This window comes from Streptomyces sp. ATCC 21386 (assembly GCF_018728545.1).
In the GTDB taxonomy this organism is placed as follows: Bacteria; Actinomycetota; Actinomycetes; order Streptomycetales; family Streptomycetaceae; genus Streptomyces.
On record NZ_JAAVVL010000001.1, the window covers coordinates 2,835,429 to 2,855,768 of the forward strand.

The window sequence follows — 20,340 nt, forward strand, 5'->3', positions numbered from 1 at the left end:
ACGGTCGTACTCGCTGCGCCCGGCGGTCAGCCGTGGCGGCGCAGCTCGTGGAAGAAGTCGTCCACGATCCGCAGTCCGCCGGAGCGGGCCACCTCCTCGTGGACCTGAGCGCCGACCGCGAGGTCCAGGACCCCGAGGCCGAAGGGTGAGAAGACCACCGGACGGTCCGCCGGCACGGTCGCCCGGCCGGTGAGGACGTCGTGGAGCGTCCCGTCGAGGAAGTCCCGTGCTCCGGTGAGCTGTTCGGTCAGGTGCGGCGACGTGTTCGCCTTGAGGCAGTGCTCGACATCGTCGACGAAGTTCGCCGACGCGAGGATCACCTCGGGCGCGAGATCGCGCAGCGACACGTGCAGCACCAGCGGATCGTGGGCGAACCACTTCGGTTCACGGATGTGCGGCTCGCCCGCGATCGTCGCGAAGACCACCAGTTCGCTCGCCCGGATCACGTCCTCGGCGCCGTCGTACACGGTCACCCGCCCGGCCGCGCCGGACCGCTCCAGGTACCCCCGGAAACCGGCCGCGCTGTCCGCGGCCAGGTCGTGCACCCCCACCTGCTCGAACGCGAAGCCGGTCGCCGCGAGGAACGTGTGGATGTACCGGGCGATCAGACCTGTCCCGACGAAGCCGACCCGCGTCGGACGCGGGACCCCCCGGCGCGCGGCGCTCAGCCGGTCGGCCGCCAGCGCCGCCGAGGCCGCCGTCCGGGTCGCGCTGATGACCGAGGCCTCCAGACACGCGAACGGGTAGCCGGTGGCGTGGTCGTTCAGGATCAGCACGGCGGAGGCGCGCGGCAGCCCGGACACCGTGTTCTCCGGAAAGCTGGAGATCCATTTCAACCCGTCGACCTGGAACTTCCCGCCCAGTGAGGCGGGCAGCGCGATGATCCGCGAGGAGGGACGGTCGGGGAAGCGGAGGAAGTACGACGGCGGGTTGACCGTGTCGCCCGTCCTCCCGTCGCCGTGCAACAGATAGGCGGCCTCGACCAGTTCGACGATCTCCCGTTCCCGGCCCCGCAGGGCCTGCTGCACCTGGGCGCCGGAGATCACGGCGAAGCCCGGAACCTCGGTCGTCGCAATCTCGGTCATCGGAAACTCACCTCGTCCTTCGTGTCGGAGTCCTGTGCGGGGGATCGCGGCGGCCGTACCGGATCGGCCAGGCCCACCAGCACCTCGCGCGGCCCCTCGAAGGGCTCACGGCTGTGGGCGCAGCGGATGTTGTCGACGAGCAGCAGGTCGCCCGGTCGCCACGGGGTGGGGACGGTGTGCCTCTCGTAGACCTCGTTGAGCGTCGCGACGACATCGGCGCCGATCGGATCGCCGCCGCCGTAGCGGGTGTTGAAGGGCAGTCCGGCAGGCCCGTACAGGTCCACCAGGTACTCGCGGACCTCGGGATCCATGGTCCATTCGCTGAGGAACGCGATCTGGTTGAACCAGCAGCGGCGGCCGGTCACCGGATGCCGGAGCACGGCGGCCCGCCGCTGCCGGGTGTGCAGCGAGCCGTCGGGCTGCCAGGCGAACTCGATGGCGTGCGCCCGGCAGTAGGCCTCGACGACCGTCCGGTCGGCGGTGCCGAACGCCTCGGCGACGGACGCGCCGATCTCGTCGTGGTACGCACGCGTGAGCAGCCAGCCCTCCCGCTCGAACCGCTCGGTCACCTCGCGCGGCAGCGCCGCGTGTACGGCCTCGGCGTCCGCGATCCCGGTCGCCCCGCCCCGCTCGGCCGCCTGCAGACAGGCGAAGAGCAGCAGGCCGGGGAACTCCAGCGCGTAGCTCGACTCGTGGTGCATGCACATCGGCTGGTTCGACGGCCAGGCCGTCGAGGAGTGCACGCCGTCCGCGTACGTCCGGCGCGGCGCGAAGGCCTCCCGCTCGGCCGTCAGGGTGTCGGCCACCTCGTGGAAGACCGCGCCGGTCTCGGCCGCGTCCCGCAGCCCCAGGCCGCGCACCAGCAGCGAGCCGTGCTCGGCGACGGCGGCCCGCAGGGCGCCGCGGTGAGCGGCGGTCCAGTGGGCGGCGGGTTCGGCGGGGGAGACGGTGAGGAGCGGCGGCTTGTCGGTGGAGAGTTCGATGTCCGGCAGGGCGACGGCGGTCGGAGACGGCGACGGCGTCGATGTCTTCCCCGTCTCGCTGTCCCCGCGGCCGCGGCGCGCTCCGCCGCGCCGTCGGCTCAGAAAACTCATGACGACCTCCCCGTGGTGTCGGCGGCGGAGCGGGGCGCGGAGCGTGGCGCCCCATCGACGGTGTCGGCGCCGGCCCTAGCGTCGAGCAGCCCCGCCAGTCCCGTCAGGGTCGGGTGCGCGGCCACGTCCTTGGGGGACACCGCCCGGTCCAGGGCGATCGCCAGCTTCACCGCCGACAGCGAGGTGCCGCCCCGGTCGAAGAAGTGGTCGTGCCGGCCGATCCGGTCCCGCGGCACCCCGAGCACCTCGGCCCACACGACGGCCAGCCGCTGCTCGGTCGGGGTGAGCGGAGCTTCGCCCGACCCGTCGCGCGCCGTGTCGAGTTCCTCGGCCAGCGCGGTCAGCGTCCGCCGGTCGGTCTTGCCGTTGGCGGTCAGCGGCAGGCTCTCCCGCCAGTGGAACACCGACGGCACCATGTACGCAGGCAGCGTCGCCGCCAGCCGGTCCCGCAGCTCCTCGGCCGCGAGCGGCCGGCCCGAGTGGAAGGCGACCAGGTGCGCGCCCCTGGCGACCACCACCGCGCCGTCCCGGACGCCCGCGACCTGGAGCAGCGCGTTCTCCACCTCGCCGATCTCGATGCGGAAGCCCCGGACCTTGACCTGGGTGTCCCGGCGGCCCAGGAACTCCAGCTTGCCGTCGGGCCGCCAGCGCCCGTGGTCCCCGCTGCGGTAGAGCCGCTCACCGGGCCGGTACGGATCGGTGGTGAAGGCCCGCGCGGTGCGCTCGGGATCGTTGACGTACCCGCGCCCCACGCACACCCCGGAGAAGACGATCTCCCCCGGGGCGCCCAGCGGCACGAGGGAGAGGTGCTCGTCGACGACGTACACCCGGACGTTGCGGACGGGACGGCCGAGCGGCACCCGGTCCCCCTCCGGAACGCGGTCCATCACCTCGTGGTTGGTGTCGTCCGAGGTCTCGGTCAGCCCGTAGGCGTTGACCAGCGGTATCCCCGGCCCGGTGGCGAACCAGCGCTGCGCCAGCTCCTTCTTCAGCGCCTCCCCGGTGACCGACACCCGGCGCAGGTCGGGCAGTTCACGGGGGTGCTGCTCCAGATGGGCGAGGACCGCCTCGAGGTACGACGGCACCACCTGGACCACGTTCGCCCGGCCGTCCGCGATCCGGCCGACGAACCGCTCGACGTCCAGGATCACCTCCTGCTCCACGAGCAGGGTCCGCCCGCCGGCCAGAGGAGCGGCCAGCAGCTGCCACAGGGAGATGTCGAAGCACTGGGGCGCGGTCTGCGCGACCACGTCCCCCTCGCGGACGTCGAGGTCGTCGAGCTTGGCGTGGAGGTGGTTGACCATCCCGGCGTGCTCGCACATCGCGCCCTTGGGCTCGCCCGTGGAACCGGACGTGAAGTAGATGTACGCCAGCCGGTCCGGTCCGATGTCCAGGCCGAGGTCGGAGTCCGGGTGGGCCTCGTCGTAGGCGTCCTCGACCAGCAACCGCCGTACGCCGGGCAGGCCGGCCAGGGCCCGGTCCAGTGTGGCCGTGCTGCCCCGCTCGCTGAGCACCAGCTCGCAGCCGGCGCGGGCGAGGACGGTGGCCACGCGTTCGGCGGGGAAGTGCGGTTCGACGGGCAGATAGGCGCCGCCCGCCTTGAACACGGCGAGGACGGCCGCCATCCAGTCCAGGTTGCGCTCGGTCACCACGGCGACGACGCCCTCGTGACCGAGGCCCCGCACCAGCAGGGCCCGACTGAGCTGGTTGGCGCGGGAGTTGAGTTCGCGGTAGGTCCAGCGCCGGTCGCCGTGAACGGCGGCGACCGCGTCCGGGTGCGCCACCACCCGCTGCTCGAACAGCTCGTGCACCCTGCGGTCGGGCAGTTCGCGTCGTGGCCCGGCCAATCCGTCGAGCTGGAAGCGGAGTTCGTCGTCCGCCACCAGGCTCCGCCGCCCGTGCTCGGCGTCCGGTTCGGTGGCGAGCCGGGTGAGCGCGGTGACGTGGTACCCGGCGATCCGGGCGGCGGCCTCCTCGTCGAGCACGTCCGTGCGGTAGCGCAGTCGCAGTGCCGGACCGTCGTCCCGGTGCACCAGCCCGACCCGGAGGACCACCTCCCCGGCGAGGTCGCCGTCGCCCCCGCTCGTGTCGAGCACCGTCTCGAACGGCGGTTCTTCGAGGCCGAGTTCGTGCCGCAGGGCGGCCACCGGGAAGGCGGCGTGCGTCAAAAGCTCGGTGGTGGCCCGGCGGGTGTGTGACAGCAGGGCCCGCCAGGTGTCGCCGGGCGCGGCGGTGAGCCGGCAGGGCAGCAGCCGGCCGTCCTCCAGCCAGCCGGTGGTGATCTCAGCCTCGCCCGACAGCGTGGCGAGCACCCTGGCGTGCGCGGCGAGCAGTGCGACCGTACCGTCCCCGGCGATCGACAGCCCTTCGGCGAGGGGTACTTCGTAGGCGGCGACCCCTTTCACCGGGTCGGTGCTCCACCGCGGTATCGCGGTCCGCCCCCCGGCGGTGAGCACCTCGTGCCAGTACTTCCGGGCGGCGTCGCCCGGCTCCAACCGTTCCATGTTCTTCCCCCCGATTACCGTGTTCCGGTGGTCTCCGTCGCCGGGTTTCCGCCCCAGCGCGCGTGCGGCGGCACCTCCTCGCCCTTCATCAGGAAGGAGTCGGGTGCCAGCACGGCCCCCTCGCCCAGCGTCACGCCGTAGTGGACGAACGCCTGGACCTCCAGCGTGCTGCCGGCGCCGATGGTGATGTGGTCGGACTTGTAGGTGCCGTCCTCCTGCGAGTGCGCCTGGATCTTGCTGCCGGCGGCGAGGGTGCAGTCGTCCCCGATCTCCGTCAGCGTCCGTTCGGTGATGTACGCCCCGTCGTCGAACACCCGGCGTCCGATACGGACCCCGAGCAGCCGCCAGACGAGGTTCTTGTACGGGGTGCCGTTGAGGATCTCCAGATGTCGGTCGGGCAGCTTCCACAGCCGCTCCTGCCGCCAGAAGACGGGGTCGTAGATGGAGCACAGCCGGGGGCGCAGCGGGCGGAAGCCGGTCAGGGACCGTTCGACCAGCGCGTAGTAGAGGGCGTTGAAGACCAGTGCCGTCAGGGGCAGCGCGGCGAGGGCGAGCGGTGCCGCCGGGCCGTCCAGGTGGCCGTACAGGTCGAAGGCCGCGAAGCCGAGGACGGTGAGCGCGAAGGTGTGCAGCCAGCGCAGGAACAGGAACAGTGCCATCGAGCGCAGGTTGAAGCGGTTCTTCGCGGCGAGCCGGCGCCGCAGCTCCGCGCCCTCGCGCAGATGGTCGAAGCGGCTGTCGCGCTCGACCGAGCGGGGTATCTCGAAGGGAGGTGAGCCGAGCAGTCCGACCCCTTCGCGGACCTCGCCGTCGAGGGGCACCAGCACCTTGGTCGCCAGCAGACAGTTCTCGCCGGTCCGGCCGCCGACCGGGTAGGCGATGGCGTTGCCCAGGAAGTTGTGCCCGCCGATCGCCGTCCGGGAGATCCGGAACGAGGTGCTGGAGTAGTCCGCGTTCATGACCGAGAGGCCGTCGGCGACCATCGTGCCGCTGCCGACCTTCACCAGGTACGGCGTCTCGTGCTGCATCGCGGTGCCGAAGTTGGACCCGGTCTGCTCGACCCGCGAGAGGTCGTATCCGAGGGCCTTGAGGTAGGGGACGATGTACGAGCTGTCGCCGCACAGCCACTTGAAGAACCTGAGGTTGGTCAGACGGGTGATCGCGCGGTGCGCGGAGTAGTGGAAGCCGTACAGCGGATAGACGCGGTCGGGTTTCACCAGCGGGCGCAGCAGCCTCGGCACGACGAACACCGAGGCGGCCCCGACGACGATCGAGCCCGCGAACAGTGCCAGTGACAGGGCCATCGCCTCGACGTGGAAGCGGCCCGAGGTGACGTGCAGCGACGCCGTGTCGAGCAGGGTGTCCAGCTCGGGCGCGGCGGTGAGCAGCAGATAGGCGCCGCCGACGGTCAGCGGCACGTACAGCAGCAGGGTCTGGAGCAGGGCGGCGAGCGCGTAGCCGGCCCGGCGCAGGGGGCGGCGGGGGAGCGGGGGGACCCGGGTGTGGTCCACGTCCGTGGGGCGGGCCGGAGAGCCGTGCCAGCTCTCTCCGGCCGGGACGGACTCGCCGGCCCGCAGCGCGGAGGAGTGGCCGAGCTGGGAGCCGTCGCCGAGGGCGGTGCCGATGTCGAGGACGGTGTGCTCGCCGACGAAGGCGTCCCGGCCGAGGGTGACGGTGCCGGTGCGGATGCGCCCGGCGCGCGCCCGGTAGCAGAGGAAGTAGGAGTCCTTGCGGACGACGGTGCCCGCGCCGATGGTCAGCAGGTCGGTGCAGACCGGCAGGGTGCGGCTGAGGATGGTGACGCCCGGTCCGATGCGGGCGCCGAGGGCCCGCAGGTACAGCACGTACAGCGGGTTGCCGACGAACAGGGCCATCGGGCTGGTGCGCAGCAGGGTCCTGACGAGCCAGAACCGCAGGTACGCCGGGCCCCACACGGGGAACTCCCGGGGCTTCCACCGCCCGATCAGCAGCCACTTGGCGGCGACCGGCAGGACGCACAGGGCGAGGAAGGCGAGCGCGCCGAAGACGGCCGAACGCACATAGATCTCGACCACTCCGGAGGCGTCCGCCACCCACGCGTATCCCTGCGCGTATCCGGAGGCGGCGAGCAGGCAGTAGCCGCCGAAGAGGAGCAACTGCAGCACACCGCACAGGACGTAGCGGAACGTGCTGCCCGGGTGCACGGGCTCGGCGGGCTCGGGCGGGGCGGCCGGCGGGGCCGGTGCCTCGGTCAGCGCGGCGGCGAGGCCGCGGATCGTCGGGTGGGCGTAGACGTCCCGGATGGACACCGACGGCAGATCCGGGTGCTTCCTGACGCGGGCGCAGAAATGTGCCATTGTCAGCGAGTTGGCACCGAGATCGTCGAAGAAATGGCTTTCTGCGGGCACGTGTTCGACGTGTGCGACTCCGGCGAGAACTTCGCCGAGGAGTTGTTCGAGGGCGGTGTACGATTCCGCCGCGTCCGGCTCGGCCCCCTGGACCTCGCCCGGTATTTCCACCACGGGTCGTGGCGCTGGCAATGTCATTGAATTTCTCCGCGACAGGTATTGCGATGGAAGGCGCCCGGGGGTGAACGGGACGGCGCGCGGAATGACAGAAAGAGGGGGGAGAGTTACGGGAACGGAGAGCGGTGACGGCTGTGGCGGAATTGATCAGGCCTGGTCGGAGCCTTGACCGGTCCCCCGGTGTGCGCTGTGCCGGCATCTGGTCCAGAGGGGCGCAGCGGAATGCAATCCGGATTCTTTCGGTACATTCACGAACCGGTCAAGGGAGGTCGGGTAATTGGCGCTTTCCCGCTCCTTTCCCGCTCCTTTTCCGAGCCCGTTCCGACCTGTCGGATCCGGGGTCCCGGGGTGTTCCAGCGGGGAACTTTCGAAAGGGGCGGTGTAAACACGCTCGCGCGTTCCACTTCCGTCCCCTCATCGATTCAGCCAGCACGTTCATGACAGAAAAGGAGATTCGGAATCACCTTTGATTTCTGCTGGGTTTCCCTTTGTTTGCTGACCCGTGACGCGACCGGAGGGGACCGTGCGCCGCACGCGGACCGTGGCGCGGCAGGCGGCACCGGGAGGTGAGGGCGGCACGCGCAGGCGGATACCGTTAGGGCGTGCAGCCAGCAAGTCAGTCACCCCCACCGCCGGAGAGCCCCCACGGGCGTCTCCACCGCGCCCGTGCCCTCTACCGGGACGTCTCCAAGCGCAGGACCGCCTGGCTGCTCCTGAAGGACACCGTCAACTCCTGCATCGAGTACCGCATCCTGGGCCTCGCGGCCGAGGCGGCGTTCTTCACGCTGCTCTCCGTGCCGCCGCTGCTGCTCAGCATGATCGGCCTGCTCGGCTACGTCGACGACTGGACCGGCGCCGACACCATCGCCAGCCTGGAGCTCAACCTCCTGGAGGCGTCGCGCACCGTCCTGTCCGAGAAGGGCGTCGCGCAGATCGCGCAGCCCATCCTGGACGACGTGATGAAGGGCGGTCGCCCCGACGTCATCTCCATAGGCTTCCTGTTCGCCCTGTGGTCCGGCTCCCGCGCGGTCAACGTCTTCATCGACACCATCACCGTCATGTACGGCCTCGACGGAGTCCGCGGCATCGTCAAGACCCGGCTCATGGCGTTCCTGCTCTTCCTCGTGGCGCTGCTGATCGGCTCGATCGCGCTACCGCTGATGGTGGCCGGCCCCGACGCCGTCGTCCGGATCGTCCCGTGGTCGGCGACCGTCGTCCAGGTCCTCTACTGGCCTGTCGTGATCGTCCTGTCCATCGTCTTCCTGACGACGCTCTACCACGTGTCGGTGCCGGTCCGTTCCCCCTGGGTCGAGGACGTCCCCGGCGCCCTGGTCGCCCTCGGCATGTGGGTGCTGGGCAGCTTCCTGCTCCGCATCTACCTGACGAACACGGTCGAGGGGGCGACGATCTACGGCTCCCTGGCGGCCGCCGTCGCCGTCCTCCTGTGGATCGGCGTGGGCGCCTTCGCCGTCCTCGTCGGCGCCGCCGTCAACGCCGCGATCGACCGTGTCTGGCCCGCCGCGGCCACGGCCGCCGCCCGCGCCGCGAACGAGCGCCTCCGCGAGGAACAGGCAGCCGAGTACGTCGCCCGCGCCGCCGCCGCCCGCTCCCACGACCCGGAGGACCCCGACATGCCCTCGGAGTTCCCCGAACGCTGGTCCCGCTTCCTCCCCCCGGAGGACGTGACGTCGCGTCTGCGGTCCCCGGCGAAGAAGGGGGAGGAATAGGGCCGGGGCAGGGGGCCGTGGCCGGGGCCTGGGCGGGCGGTGTGCCGTCAGCCGCCGGGTGACGGCAGGTTTTCGCGGGGCGGCGCGCGCGGTGGACTGTCCTGTGCCGGGCGACGGTGGGATGTGGTGGGGCCTGGGCGGGCGGTGCGTCGTCTTGTGCACCTCCGGCATCCGCGGGCCGGCCGTGGTTCCTCGCGCAGTTCCCCGCGCCCCCGGGTCGGCCGGGCGGAGCCCTCGGCCTCAGGCGTAGCCTTTTCGTCGTGTATGTCGAAAGGGGTTCTCGGCTGGCCGGGGCCGTGGTGTGGGCCGACAACCCGAGTCGGCCGGGTGCGGGGCGGGTCCTGCCCGACGGGTGCATGGACCTGCTCTGGAACGAGGGACGGCTGGTGGTCGCCGGCCCCGACACCCGGGCGTACGTCACCGAAGGGGGGTCCGGCAGGTGGGCCGGGCTCCGGTTCTTCCCCGGGCAGGCGCCCGGCTTTCTGGGGGTGCCCGCCCACGAGCTGCGGGACCGGCGGGTGGACCTGGCCGAGCTGTGGTCACCGGCGGTCGTGCGGCGCCTCACGGCCCGGGTGAACGCGGCGGACGATCCGGCGAGCGGCCTCGAAGAGGTGGCCCTGGAGCGGGCGGCCGAGCTGGGGCGGCCCGATCCGGTACTGCGGCAGCTCGTCGGCGCCCTCGGGGAGGGCCGGCCGGTCGCGGCGACCGCCGACGAACTCGGCCTCGGGGCAAGGCAGTTGCACCGTAAGTCGCTCGCCGCCTTCGGGTACGGACCCAAGACGCTGTCCCGGGTGCTGCGGCTGCAACGGGCGCTCGCGCTCGCCCGGGACGGTGTGCCCTTCGCCGAGACGGCGGCCCGGACCGGCTACGCCGACCAGGCGCATCTCGCCCGGGACGTAAGGGAGTTGACGGGGCTGCCCCTCGGTGAACTGCTCGGTGGACGGTAGCCGCGACGGGTGGCCGCCCGCCGGATGGAGGCCACCCGTCCGCGGGCGGCTACCCCTCGGCGGGTGTCGGCAGGGGCGCGAAGAGGTCGACGCCGTTGCCGTCGGGGTCCAGCACCACGGCGTAGCGCTGCCCCCACACCGCGTTCCACGGCTTGAGTTCGCCGTGGTACCCCGCGCCGGTCAACTCCTCGTACACCGCGTCGACTTCGGCCGGACTGTCGCACAACAGGGCGAGCCCGGCACCGCCGCCCGTCCCCCGGCGGTACGCCGGATGGAAGGAGCGAACGGTCTCCTCGGTGTCGAGCAACAGCCTCAGCCCGCCCGGCAGTCGGGCCTCTGCGTGCGGCAGCTCCTCGGCACCCTCGGGGAAGGCGAAACCGAGTCGGCGGTAGAAGGTGACGGAGGCGGCCATGTCCGAGGCCACCATCCCGATCGCGTCGAGTCGTGGAGTCATGCGGCCACCGTAGGCCGAGGGGTGACGCCCGGTCTTGAAGGAATCGGACACGCGAGCAAGCGCTCTCCCGGAACGGAGCCTTTGGCTCACCTGTGAAACATCTGTGCGGCAGGATGGTGGGCATGTCCATGCTCCGTGCCGCTCGGTCTCTGCTGCCCCTGGCACTCCTGCCGGCGCTGCTCGCCGCCTGCGGCACCGAGGAGGTCGTGGTCGGGGACAGGGAGCCCGTCGCACCGCTCCCCGACCGGGCCGAACTGTACGCCCGTGCCGAGGCGCTGGGCCTCGCGCCGGGGCTCATCCACGTCACCGAGTCCCCCGGGTTCACGCTGGCCCGGCAGTCCGTCGGCGTGTACGGCGACGACGGGTTCTCCGCCGCCTACCGGTCCCACGAGAACAGCGCCCAGCTCCTGCTCCTCGTCGACCGGGGCACGATGACCGCCGCCGACTGTCCCGAGGAGCCGGTGGGCCGAGGTACCGGCGAGGTGGTCCACTGCGAGCGCGACGGGGAAACCTGGTACCGCACCTCGGCGGGCCGGCACGAGTACGCCGTACCGGAGGACGGGCACCTCCTGCGGATCAGCGCCGCCGAGACCGCCGTCGACCGCGGCGCCCTGCGGGCCGCCGCGCTCCACGCCCACCGGCCCACCGACGCCGAACTGGCCTTCCTTCTCCCGCCCCGCCACCGCGACATCCCCCCGCTCCGCGGTGTGCCGGTCGAACGCGGTGACCTGCCCCCGGCCGGCGACGGGGCCCCGCGCGAGCCCGTGGGCGCCTCGGGCTGAGCCCCCGCCGACCCGGGGAAGGCCCGCGAGGCCCTGCCCGGTGTGGGGCCGCTCGGCGGTGCGGCCTCGGCCCCCGGAGCCGCTTTTCGGGTGGATCGGTCCTCCGGCGCGGTCTCAACCCCGGTGCCGCCCCGCGCGGATCGGCCCTCCGGAGGGGCCTGACCCCCAGGGCCGACCTGCCGGATCGGCCCTCCGACGTGGCACGTCGGCGATCAGGGCGTGCCGCCCGGCTGCTGCGGCCCGAACGCCGTCATGAAGCGGTCACGGAACTTGTCCATCCGCCAGGTCGGCGTGGAGTCGGCGGGCTTGAGCCCGTCCGTCCAGCCCCAGTCGGAGATCTTCTCCAGCACCTCGGGGTCCTTGGCGACGATCGACACCGGCACGTCGTGGCTGGGATCGTCGCCGGTGACCGTCTTGTTGGGCTGGTGGTCGCCGAGGAAGACCAGCACGGTGTCCTCGGAGCCGTACTTCGCGACGAAGTCGACGAGGCTGGTCACCGAGTACTGGATGGACTTGCGGTACTCGTCCCGGACGGCCAGCGGATCCTTCCAGACCTCTGTCGGGTTCTTGCCCTCGGCCTTCTGGAGGGAGTGGTAGACCGAGCCGTCACCGATCTGCTCCTCGGGGATCGTGCTCGGGATCGGCGCCCACGGGTTGTGGCTGGAGGTCAGGATGATCTCCGCCATCATCGGCTCCCGGTCCGCCCTGCCGTGCTCCAGCTCCCGGAAGGCCTTCAGCGTGTACTGGTCGGGCATCGTGGACCAGCTGAACTTCGGCCCCTGGTAGCCCAGTTGGTCGGAGTCGTAGATGTGGTCCAGCCCGAAGTACTTGCCCTCGGGCCACGCCTTCTGGGTGCCGGGCACGATCCCGACCGTGCGCCAGGCGCCGGTGCGGCGGAACGCCTCGGTGAGGGTGAGCCGGTCGCTCGCGACGAGATGGTTGTACCGCGACTGGTTCTTGATCCACAGACCGGACAGGAACGTGGAGTGCCCCAGCCAGCTGCCGGCGCCCGTGATCGGGGAGCGCAGCCAGCCGCTCCGCGAGGCGTACCCGGCGTCCTTCAGCTCCTGCGTCTTCTGCGCGAGGGTCTCACCGAGGGGTTCGCCCATCCGCGGGTCGTCGATCGCGGAACGGCCGTAGCTCTCGATGAAGGTGATCAGTACGTCCTTGCCGCGCAGCCCCGTCAGCAACTGGTCCGGCGGTACGTCGGCGAAGGCGTCCACCGCGGCCTGCTTGCGGAACGCCTCGCCGTCCTTCAGACCGTTGCCGACCGCCTCGATCCGGTTCTCGACGAGGGTGGCCGCGCTGTGCGAGGCGACGGGGACGTCGGATATCTCCAGCGTCAGCGTCGAGCAGGTGATCCACGCGGTCCCCAGGACGAGGAGTGTACGGCTCGCCGTGTGCCGGTTGCGCACCATGAGCCGGCTCAGTCGTACGACCGCGAGCGTCATCAGGACGGGCAGCGCCACTGCGAGCGCGATCACCCCGACGGTCGCGGCCTGCGCGGCGGCCCCACCGAGCGAGTCCTTCATGAACGACAGCGCGTCGTCCAGCAGGATCCAGTCCAGCACCAGGTCGAACGGACGGTCGAGGGTCCAGTACGACCCCATGTCCAGCACCTTGACGATGGTCAGCAGGCCGAGCACCACGCCGACCACCACGACCGCCACGCGGCGCGCCTTCGCGGGCAGGACGAGCAGCAGGCCCGCCACGAGGATGCCCTCCGCCGGGATCCGCAGGAACCGGGCGGGGTCGAGGTCGGTGATGTCGTTCGGCACGACGAGCGCGAACAGCACGAGCACGAAGGCCAGCCCCGTAGCGGCCCAGGCGAGCCCACGCGCGGCCCGGGGGTGCCGCACGCGCCAGCCGGGGGAGGGGGCCGCGGCGGGAGCCGGGTCCGCGCCGGGGCCCGAGTCCGGGTCCGGGGCCGGGTCCGCGTCCGGGTCGGGAGTGGCTGTCTCGGGTGCGGAGGCGCCGGGCGCGGGTGTGGAGGACTCCGCCACGGGTGCGGGGATGTCCGTGTCGGGTGCGGTGATGTCCGTCTTGGGCTCGGCCGTGGCCTCGGAGTGCTCCCGATCTGCCTCGGGGGTGGGCGCCGAATCAGCAGACTCCTCGGACTGCCCGGACTCCTCGGGTGTCTCCGGCCTCTCCGCCCGCTCCGCCTTGTCAGCCGGTGTCTCCGCCCGCGTCCCCGCCGTCGGCTCGGTCTCCGCGGCCGCGTCCCGCCGCGGAGGGGCGGCGTCCTCCGGGGCCTTGTCGTCGTCCGGTGTCGGCGTCGGTCCCGGAAGCTGCGGAGAGCGTATGTGCGACAACCCGAAGGTCCTTCCCTGTGGAGCATGTGGAGCTCGGTGCTGGTGGTGCGGAGTGGGCCGGGGCCTCGGGACCGCCGGGACACCCGATCGGCCATCCCTATGCGTACGGTCCCACGACACTTACCGTTCACTCGAACCGAGGTCCCCCGCAACCAGTTGACCGAACCGCGACGCACTCCGCCCCACCGGCTCAGACCGGGCGCGGCGCCCCCGTACTGGCCCGCTCCACCAGCCGCGTCGACAACTCGGTGCGGGTGCCCTCCGGTTGGTCGCCCTCCATCATCCGCACCAGCAGCCGTAGCGCGGTCTGGGCCATCTCCGAGAGCGGCTGGCGGACGGTGGTCAGGCGGGGGGACGCCCAGCGGGCCTCGGGAAGGTCGTCGAATCCGACGACGCTGATGTCGTCCGGCACCCGCAGTCCCCGTTCGGCGAGTGCCTCGTAGACGCCGAGGGCCATCTTGTCCGAGCAGACGAAGACGGCGGTCGGGGGCTCGGGGAGGTCGAGCAGTTGCAGCATCCGGTGCCGGGCGGTGGTCTCCATGAAGTTGCCGTAACGGACGTACTCCGGCCGGTACGGCAGGCCCGCCGCCGTGAGCGCCGAGCGGTAGCCCGCGACCCGGGCGCTGCTGCACATCTTGCGCCGGTAGCCGGCGATCACGGCGATCCGCTCGTGGCCCAGGGACAGCAGATGGTCGGTGGCGGTCGTCCCGCCCTGCCAGTTGGCGGCGCCCACGGACGGTACGCCGGGCGGCGGCTCCAGAACCGGGTCGATCAGTACGAAGGGGATGCGGTGCTGGGTGAGCCAGGAGTACTGGGCGGGGGACAGTTCGGCCAGGTTGAAGAGCACTCCGGCGGAGCCGCGGGCGGTCAGCTTGTCGAACCAGCCGCGTTCGGGGCGGGCGCCCCGGGTGCGGGTCAGGCCGGCCGAGACGACGACCTCCAGGCCGGCGTCGTGGGCGGCCTGCTCGACGCCGTGCAGTACGGCGCCCGACCAGGAACTCTCCAGGGAGTGCACCACCAGGTCGACCATGCGGGGCGGCTTGGACGCGTCGAACCGGGGTCTGCGGACATAGCCGAGCCGGTCCAACGCCTCGGTGACCCGGCGCCTGGTCTCGGGGGCCACGTCCTCACGTCCGTTGACCACCTTCGAGGCCGTGGGCACGGACACCCCGGCCTCGCGCGCCACCACCGCCAGCGTCGGCCCGGTCGTCGCGCTCCCGCCACGCACCATCGCGACTCCACCTCTCAGGGCCCGTCCCGTGGGCCGGTGAAATTTTCGAACAGGGCTCCGCCCACGGCCGATCCCGAGCCGAGTAGCAAGCGCTCTCTACGTTAAGCCCAACTCAACACGGCGGGAAGAAGCAGGAATTCGGAGGATCACCCCGGCCAAAACTTTCGAAACCTCGAACAAGCGGGGCCTGTCGGCGAAGCCGCGAGCGGCGAGTCGCCGCGGGCGGCAGCAGGTGGCTGACCCGCCTATGAGCCGACGGACCGCCTGGTGGCAACCGGTGGGTTGAGGCGGGCGAAGCCTTCCTGGCGGTGGTAGGGGAAGTACGGGTAGGGCGCCGTCCTGTCGCTCGCCGCATCGAGTTTCGCCATCTGGTCGGGCGTGAGCGTCCAGCCGACGGCGCCGAGGTTCTGGCGAAGCTGGTACTCGTCGCGGGCGCCGATGATCACTGAGGAGACGGTCGGTCGCTGCAGCAGCCAGTTGATGGCGATCTGCGGAATGCTTCTGCCGGTCTCCTGCGCGATCTCGTCGAGGGCGTCGACCACACGGTAGAGGTGCTCGTCCTCGACCGGCGGGCCGTGGTCCGCGGTGCGGTGCAGTCGGCTGTTGGCCGGCAGCGGCCGGCCGCGGCGGACTTTTCCGGTGAGCCGTCCCCAGCCGAGCGGGCTCCAGACGAGGGCTCCGAGGCCCTGATCGAGCCCGAGGGGCATCAGCTCCCATTCGTAGTCGCGACCGATGAGTGAGTAGTAGACCTGGTGGGCGGCATAGCGGGGGCGGCCGTATCTCTCCGCGCTCGCGAGGGACTTCATCGCCTGCCAGCCGGAGAAGTTGGAGATGCCGACGTAGCGGACCTTCCCTGCTCGTACGAGATCGTCGAGTGTGGACAGGACTTCCTCGACCGGTGCGCCGGCGTCGAAGGCGTGCAGCTGGAACAGGTCGATGTGGTCGGTGTCGAGCCGACGCAGGGCGTCCTCGCAGGCGGTGATCAGCCGCGAGCGGGAGGAACCCGCGTCGCCCGGCCCGTCGCCCATCGGCAAGCCGGTCTTGGTGGACACGATCACCTGGTCCCTGCGGCCTTTGATCGCTCTGCCCAGCACCTCCTCGGATGCGCCGGCGGAGTAGACGTCGGCGGTGTCGAACATCGTGATCCCGGCGTCCAGGCAGATGTCCACGAGGCGGCGGGCTTCCTGGGCGTCGGTGTTGCCCCAGGCGCCGAACAGGGGCCCTTGGCCGCCGAAGGTGCCGGCGCCGAAGCTCAGGGCGGGGACCTTGAGCCCGGACGCGCCCAGCCGTCGGTGTTCCATCGCTGTTCCTCTCTTGCCGCATGTTCTGGCTAATGGGTCTGACGTGCCGTTAGTGTGGCCCTCAACGTAGCAGGCGCGAGAGATTAACGAAACTGGAGTCCCGTTATGGGGTTTGAGGGTGCGGATCCGGGGACCGTCCGTCCGGGTGGGCGCACGGCGCGGGTGCGGGCGTCGGTGCTGCGGGCGGCTGGTGACGCCCTGGCGGAGCATGGCTTCGCCCACTTGGACCTCGCCGACATCGCACGCCGCGCCGAGGTGGGCAAGACCACCGTGTACCGCCGCTGGGGAACGGTGACCAGCCTGGTGGCCGATGTGCTGGTGGACATGGCCGAGCAGTCCGTGCCGCGCACCGAGACCGGCTCGCTGCTCGGTGATCTCAAGGCCAACGCCCGACTGGTGCAGCGCACGCTGGCCGATCCGCGGCAGGGAGCGCTGTTCAAGGCGGTGATCGCCGCCGCCACCTGCGATGCGAAGACCGCCGAGGCCCTGCACCGCTTCTACGGCATACGCGTCAGGGAGTGGGCACCGTGCGTCCGACAGGCCGTCGACCGGGGTGAAGTGCCCGAGGGCACCGATGCCGAGGAGGTGATCCGTGCCGTCTCCGCCCCCCTCTACTACCGCCTGCTGACCAGCGGCGACCCACTCGACGAAGCCGACGCGGACCGGGCCGCCGAGGCCGCCGCGGCCGCGGCGTGTGCGGGAGCGTACGTGCGGGGCGACCAACGGCGTGCGTGAGGTGCTTCCCGTGGGCGTCGCCCGGCGCGGGACACCGGGCGTGCTGTCCGGGGGTACGCGCGCCGGGCTCTGCGGGCGATCCCCACAGAGCCCGCCCTGCCGGCCCGCGGCGGCACCGGCGAGAACCACGGCAACCTCCACAGCGACATCGACGACGTCTTCCCCCGCTCAACGGATGCACGCCAGATGGCCGCCGCCCCGCGCACGGCGCTCGCCCCGGCGCGGGCGCTGTCGCTCGAACGGCCGCTCAGAACCCCGCACGACCGGAATACCGCGAAGGGGTGTGGTGCTCTGAGGTGGACGACGGTGCACGAGCGGGTGGCGTGAGGAGCTGGTGCGCGATGACGGCAGACCGGCAGGACCCCGTGGTCAGGACGCCGTACGGCGACGTACGCGGCACGTACGAGTACGAGTACGGGGACGGCCACGGGGACCCGATCGCGGTGTTCCGGGGCGTCCCGTACGCGGCCCCGCCCTTCGGCCCCCGCCGGTTCCGCCCGCCCTCCCCGCCCGAGCCCTGGTCGGGGGTGCGTGACGCCCTCGCCTTCGGGCCGACGCCGCCGAAACCGGCGTACTCGGAGGCGTTCGCCCGCTATCTGTCGGACCCCGCCGTCCCGGGCGACGACTGCCTCAACCTGAACGTGTGGACACCTGAGCCGGGCCCCGGGGCACGGCTGCCGGTCCTGGTCTGGCTCCACGGCGGCGCCCTCACCCGGGGCTCGTCGGCGGTCCCGGTCTACGACGGCGCCGCCTTCGCCCGGGACGGGGTCGTGCTCGTCTCCCTCAACTACCGCCTGGGCGTGGAGGGTTACGGCCTCTTCCCGGACGCCCCGCCCAACCTCGGGCTGCGTGACCAACTGGCCGCGCTGGAGTGGGTGCGGGACTCGATCACGGCGTTCGGCGGTGATCCGGACCGGGTCACCCTGGCCGGCCAGTCGGCGGGCGCCATCAGCGTCGGCGCGCTGCTGGCGATGCCCCGCGCCCGGGGCCTGTTCCGTCGTGCCGTGCTGCAGAGCGGGCCGCCGGAGGCCCTGGACCGCGACAAGGTGCGGCGGATGGTCCGCCGGATGGCGAACCGGCTCAAGGTGCCGGCGACCGCCTCGGCCTTCGCCGCCGTGGACCGGACCGCGCTCGCCGAGGCGCAGGCCGAGGTCGGCCGCCTGAGCAGCCCGGTGCTCGGCGGTCCCGCCTTCGGCATCGTCGTCGACGGCGACCTGCTTCCCACCGACCCGCTCCAGGCGCTGACCGAGCACGGCGCGGCCCCGGGCATCGACCTCCTCATGGGCTGGACCCGCGACGAGCACCGGCTCTGGCTCGTCCCCGGCGGCCTCCAGGAACGCGTCGACCGCCTCGGGACGGTCGCGCTGGCCGGCGCGCGCGCCCGCTGCCACTGCGGCCCCGAGGTCCCGCGCGCCTACCGCGACCTGCACCCGGACAAGGGCACCGCCGACCTGGTGGGTCAGCTCGTCACCGACCACCTGCTCCGGGTCCCCCTGCACCGGGTGGCGGACGCCCGCGTCGAGCACGCCCGGTCCTACGTCTACGAGTTCGCCTGGTCCTCCGGCGTTCCCGCCCTCGGCTCCTGCCACGCCCTCGAACTCGGCTTCGTCTTCGACACCGGCGACACCGCCGCCTCCGCCAAGCTGGCCGGCGAGCACGCCCCCCGCGACCTCGCCACCGCCCTGCACGGCGCCTGGGTTCGCTTCGCGACGGTGGGCGACCCGGCCTGGCCGGTCTGGGACCACACCCATCCGGTCCGTGTCTTCGACTCCCCGGAGGCCGGGACCGTCGTCCACGGCCCCTACGACCCCGAGCTCGCCCTCTGGGCGGCGGACGCCCGGCGGCCGCGCAGAGTCCAGGGCGCCGGCACCTTCGTCACCTCCGGCGGAGGTCCGCTGCCGGCCCTGCGCCGCTTCCGCCGGAGCCCGTGAGGGACCGGGCGGTCCACGGACGGCTGCCCCTACCCGTGGTCGGCGCCCGGTCCGGCGGTGCCGTCCGTGGGCGTCCGAGGTTTGGTGTGCAGGATCTCGCGTGCCTGCTCGGCGGCGCGGGTGGTGTTCTCGCTGACGAAGTCGAGGAAGCGGGCGACGTTCTCCAGGCGGGCGGCGGCGGGGGTGCCGGGGCCGAGGACGCCGACGCCCTGGCGGGCGGTCTCGACGACCTGGGCGATGGCGCGGGCGCTGGCGATCATCGACTGGTACCAGACGTCGTCGTCGACGATGTAGCGCTCCCGGCGGCGTTCGCCCTGTTCCCGGCGGACCATGCCCTGGCTGTCGAGGAACGCGATCGCCTTCGAGACGGAGGCCGGGCTGACCTGGAGCCGCTGGGCCAGTTCGGACGCGGTGAGGCTGCCGCTGTCGGTGAGGGTGAGGCAGGCCATCACCCGGGCCATCATCGTGGGCATGCCCGAGGCCATCATGACGTTGGTGAACGTCTCCTCGTACTCGCGGACGGCCTCGGCGTCGCGGCCGGGAACCTGCTCGGGGGTCTGTGCGGCCCGGGGCGTGCTCCGGCGGCGCCGGTGGGCGCGGCGTTCGGTGGCGCGGTGGGCCAGGTCGGCGCGGTAGGCGGTGGGGCCGCCGTTGCGCATCACCTCACGCGTGATCGTCGAGGTGGGGCGCTCCAGTCGCCGGGCGATCTCCGCGTAGGCGAGGCCGTCGGCCAGCCCTAGTGCGATCTGCTGGCGTTCCTGCTGGGTGAGCCTGCCTCCCGGCATCGCTGTCTCCTTCTGTGCTCCGTGTGCGCCGACGCCGACTATAGCGTTCACGCCCAATCCATTGCAACGTTGCCCGTGCGGGTTGTTGCATTACTCTCGCATCCGTTGCAATGAAATTATGGCTCTGGCCTGCAAAAATCCTTTGTCTATGCAACAAGAGTGTTGCTGGAACTTCGAACGCAACGTAGCTTTTCCGTTGTCGGAAACGAAGCGCGAACGGCGAGAGCCGCAGAGCGAAGCCGCAGAGCGAAAGCCGAAGGAGAGCACCATGCAGAAGTTCGAGACCCCCGCCCCGATCTCCGCCGTCCTGAACATCCCCGCCGGGCGCGTGCGGCTCATCGCCGCCGACCGGGCCGACACCACCGTCGACGTCCGGCCCGCCGACGCCGCCAAGGGCCGGGACGTCAGGGCCGCCGAGCGGACCACGGTCGACTACCGCGACGGGGTGCTGCGGATCCAGGCCCCGCCGGCGAAGAACGAACTCCTCGGTCCCTCCGGAAGTCTGGAGGTGACCGTCCAACTGCCCGCCGGCTCCCATGTCGAGGCCAAGGCGGCCGCCGCCGAGTTCCGCGGCGTCGGGCGGCTGGGCGACGTCGCCATCGACGGTGCGCACGGTCAGGTCAAGCTCGACGAGGCGGCCAGCGCCCGCCTGAACATCCTGGCCGGCGACGCACTGGTCGGCCGCCTGGACGGCTCCGCCGACATCACCAGCGGCAAGGGCGACCTGCGCATCACCGAGGCCGCCGGCGGCACCGTCACCCTGCACACCGGGTACGGCGAGATCTCCGTCGGCGCCGCCACCGGAGCCTCGGCCTCCCTGGACGCCGGCACCTCCTACGGCCGGATCCACAACTCGCTCCGGAACAGCGGGGGCACCGGCTCCCGACTCGACATCCACGCGACCACCGGCTACGGCGACATCACCGCCCGCAGCCTCTGACGACCCCG

General features: G+C 72.0%; 15 protein-coding genes. 6 read left to right on the top strand and 9 right to left on the bottom strand.

What is annotated here, in order from left to right; all coding sequences use genetic code 11:
* Positions 1–26 precede the first annotated feature (26 nt).
* Genes sbnB through GWK25_RS12400 form a run of 4 tightly spaced genes read right to left on the bottom strand, consistent with a single transcriptional unit; the run spans position 27 to position 7,184 of the window.
* Complete coding sequence (gene sbnB / locus GWK25_RS12385) at positions 27–1,085, bottom strand: 2,3-diaminopropionate biosynthesis protein SbnB (protein WP_215449882.1); 1,059 nt, start codon at positions 1,083–1,085, stop codon at positions 27–29.
* Positions 1,082–2,179, bottom strand: a complete 1,098-nt coding sequence (locus GWK25_RS12390; protein ID WP_215449884.1) for a TauD/TfdA family dioxygenase — start codon at positions 2,177–2,179, stop codon at positions 1,082–1,084. Before GWK25_RS12390 ends, sbnB begins: the two co-directional genes overlap by 4 nt.
* On the bottom strand, positions 2,176–4,683 hold the full coding sequence (locus GWK25_RS12395) for an amino acid adenylation domain-containing protein (RefSeq protein ID WP_215449887.1): 2,508 nt from the start codon (positions 4,681–4,683) through the stop codon (positions 2,176–2,178). The genes GWK25_RS12390 and GWK25_RS12395 overlap by 4 nt, the downstream gene beginning before the upstream one ends.
* Positions 4,684–4,697: 14 nt before the next feature.
* A complete protein-coding gene (locus tag GWK25_RS12400) occupies positions 4,698–7,184 on the bottom strand; it encodes a Pls/PosA family non-ribosomal peptide synthetase (RefSeq protein ID WP_308404220.1) in 2,487 nt (828 codons plus the stop codon).
* 605 nt (positions 7,185–7,789) lie between these two features.
* Between GWK25_RS12400 and GWK25_RS12405 the strand changes: the two genes are divergently transcribed.
* Complete coding sequence (locus GWK25_RS12405) at positions 7,790–8,914, top strand: YihY/virulence factor BrkB family protein (protein WP_215449891.1); 1,125 nt, start codon at positions 7,790–7,792, stop codon at positions 8,912–8,914.
* A 260-nt stretch (positions 8,915–9,174) separates the two neighbouring features.
* Positions 9,175–9,861: a helix-turn-helix domain-containing protein gene (locus GWK25_RS12410; RefSeq protein WP_215449895.1), complete on the top strand. Its 687-nt coding sequence runs from the start codon at positions 9,175–9,177 to the stop codon at positions 9,859–9,861.
* A gap of 49 nt (positions 9,862–9,910) precedes the next feature.
* Here the strand turns inward: GWK25_RS12410 and GWK25_RS12415 are convergent, their stop codons facing one another.
* A complete protein-coding gene (locus GWK25_RS12415; protein WP_215449896.1) occupies positions 9,911–10,315 on the bottom strand; it encodes a VOC family protein in 405 nt (134 codons plus the stop codon).
* A gap of 128 nt (positions 10,316–10,443) precedes the next feature.
* On the opposite strand from GWK25_RS12415, the gene GWK25_RS12420 reads away from it, so the two are divergent.
* Entirely contained in the window at positions 10,444–11,097 is a 654-nt protein-coding gene (locus tag GWK25_RS12420; protein WP_215457341.1) for a hypothetical protein, read from the top strand.
* A gap of 212 nt (positions 11,098–11,309) precedes the next feature.
* Here GWK25_RS12420 and GWK25_RS12425 read toward each other — a convergent pair whose 3' ends face one another.
* The 3 genes from GWK25_RS12425 to GWK25_RS12435 all read right to left on the bottom strand — a co-directional run bounded on the left by GWK25_RS12425 (position 11,310) and on the right by GWK25_RS12435 (position 15,941).
* Positions 11,310–13,409, bottom strand: a complete 2,100-nt coding sequence (locus GWK25_RS12425) for a sulfatase (protein WP_215449898.1) — start codon at positions 13,407–13,409, stop codon at positions 11,310–11,312.
* 190 nt (positions 13,410–13,599) lie between these two features.
* Entirely contained in the window at positions 13,600–14,640 is a 1,041-nt protein-coding gene (locus GWK25_RS12430) for a LacI family DNA-binding transcriptional regulator (protein ID WP_215449900.1), read from the bottom strand.
* A 245-nt stretch (positions 14,641–14,885) separates the two neighbouring features.
* Positions 14,886–15,941 (bottom strand): aldo/keto reductase, encoded by a 1,056-nt coding sequence (locus GWK25_RS12435; protein WP_215449902.1) that lies wholly within the window; start codon positions 15,939–15,941, stop codon positions 14,886–14,888.
* Between the two features lie 105 nt (positions 15,942–16,046).
* On the opposite strand from GWK25_RS12435, the gene GWK25_RS12440 reads away from it, so the two are divergent.
* Together GWK25_RS12440 and GWK25_RS12445 are read left to right on the top strand one after the other, a co-directional pair.
* Positions 16,047–16,676 carry a TetR/AcrR family transcriptional regulator gene (locus GWK25_RS12440; RefSeq protein ID WP_215449904.1) on the top strand — a complete coding sequence of 210 codons (630 nt, stop codon included), beginning with the start codon at positions 16,047–16,049 and terminating at the stop codon, positions 16,674–16,676.
* 341 nt (positions 16,677–17,017) lie between these two features.
* Positions 17,018–18,607: a carboxylesterase/lipase family protein gene (locus GWK25_RS12445; protein WP_215449906.1), complete on the top strand. Its 1,590-nt coding sequence runs from the start codon at positions 17,018–17,020 to the stop codon at positions 18,605–18,607.
* Between the two features lie 29 nt (positions 18,608–18,636).
* On the opposite strand, the gene GWK25_RS44270 is transcribed toward GWK25_RS12445, so the two are convergent.
* On the bottom strand, positions 18,637–19,392 hold the full coding sequence (locus GWK25_RS44270; RefSeq protein ID WP_215449908.1) for a GbsR/MarR family transcriptional regulator: 756 nt from the start codon (positions 19,390–19,392) through the stop codon (positions 18,637–18,639).
* A gap of 268 nt (positions 19,393–19,660) precedes the next feature.
* Between GWK25_RS44270 and GWK25_RS12455 the strand changes: the two genes are divergently transcribed.
* Complete coding sequence (locus GWK25_RS12455; RefSeq protein WP_215449911.1) at positions 19,661–20,332, top strand: DUF4097 family beta strand repeat-containing protein; 672 nt, start codon at positions 19,661–19,663, stop codon at positions 20,330–20,332.
* Positions 20,333–20,340: the final 8 nt, after the last annotated feature.

Coding starts and splice junctions, on each gene's coding strand:
- sbnB (WP_215449882.1), bottom strand. CDS start 1,085: ATGACCGAGATTGCGACGACCGAGGTTCCGGGCTTCGCCGTGATCTCC.
- GWK25_RS12390 (WP_215449884.1), bottom strand. CDS start 2,179: ATGAGTTTTCTGAGCCGACGGCGCGGCGGAGCGCGCCGCGGCCGCGGG.
- GWK25_RS12395 (WP_215449887.1), bottom strand. CDS start 4,683: ATGGAACGGTTGGAGCCGGGCGACGCCGCCCGGAAGTACTGGCACGAG.
- GWK25_RS12415 (WP_215449896.1), bottom strand. CDS start 10,315: ATGACTCCACGACTCGACGCGATCGGGATGGTGGCCTCGGACATGGCC.
- GWK25_RS12420 (WP_215457341.1), top strand. CDS start 10,444: ATGCTCCGTGCCGCTCGGTCTCTGCTGCCCCTGGCACTCCTGCCGGCG.
- GWK25_RS12430 (WP_215449900.1), bottom strand. CDS start 14,640: ATGGTGCGTGGCGGGAGCGCGACGACCGGGCCGACGCTGGCGGTGGTG.
- GWK25_RS12435 (WP_215449902.1), bottom strand. CDS start 15,941: ATGGAACACCGACGGCTGGGCGCGTCCGGGCTCAAGGTCCCCGCCCTG.
- GWK25_RS12440 (WP_215449904.1), top strand. CDS start 16,047: ATGGGGTTTGAGGGTGCGGATCCGGGGACCGTCCGTCCGGGTGGGCGC.
- GWK25_RS12445 (WP_215449906.1), top strand. CDS start 17,018: ATGACGGCAGACCGGCAGGACCCCGTGGTCAGGACGCCGTACGGCGAC.
- GWK25_RS44270 (WP_215449908.1), bottom strand. CDS start 19,392: ATGCCGGGAGGCAGGCTCACCCAGCAGGAACGCCAGCAGATCGCACTA.
- GWK25_RS12455 (WP_215449911.1), top strand. CDS start 19,661: ATGCAGAAGTTCGAGACCCCCGCCCCGATCTCCGCCGTCCTGAACATC.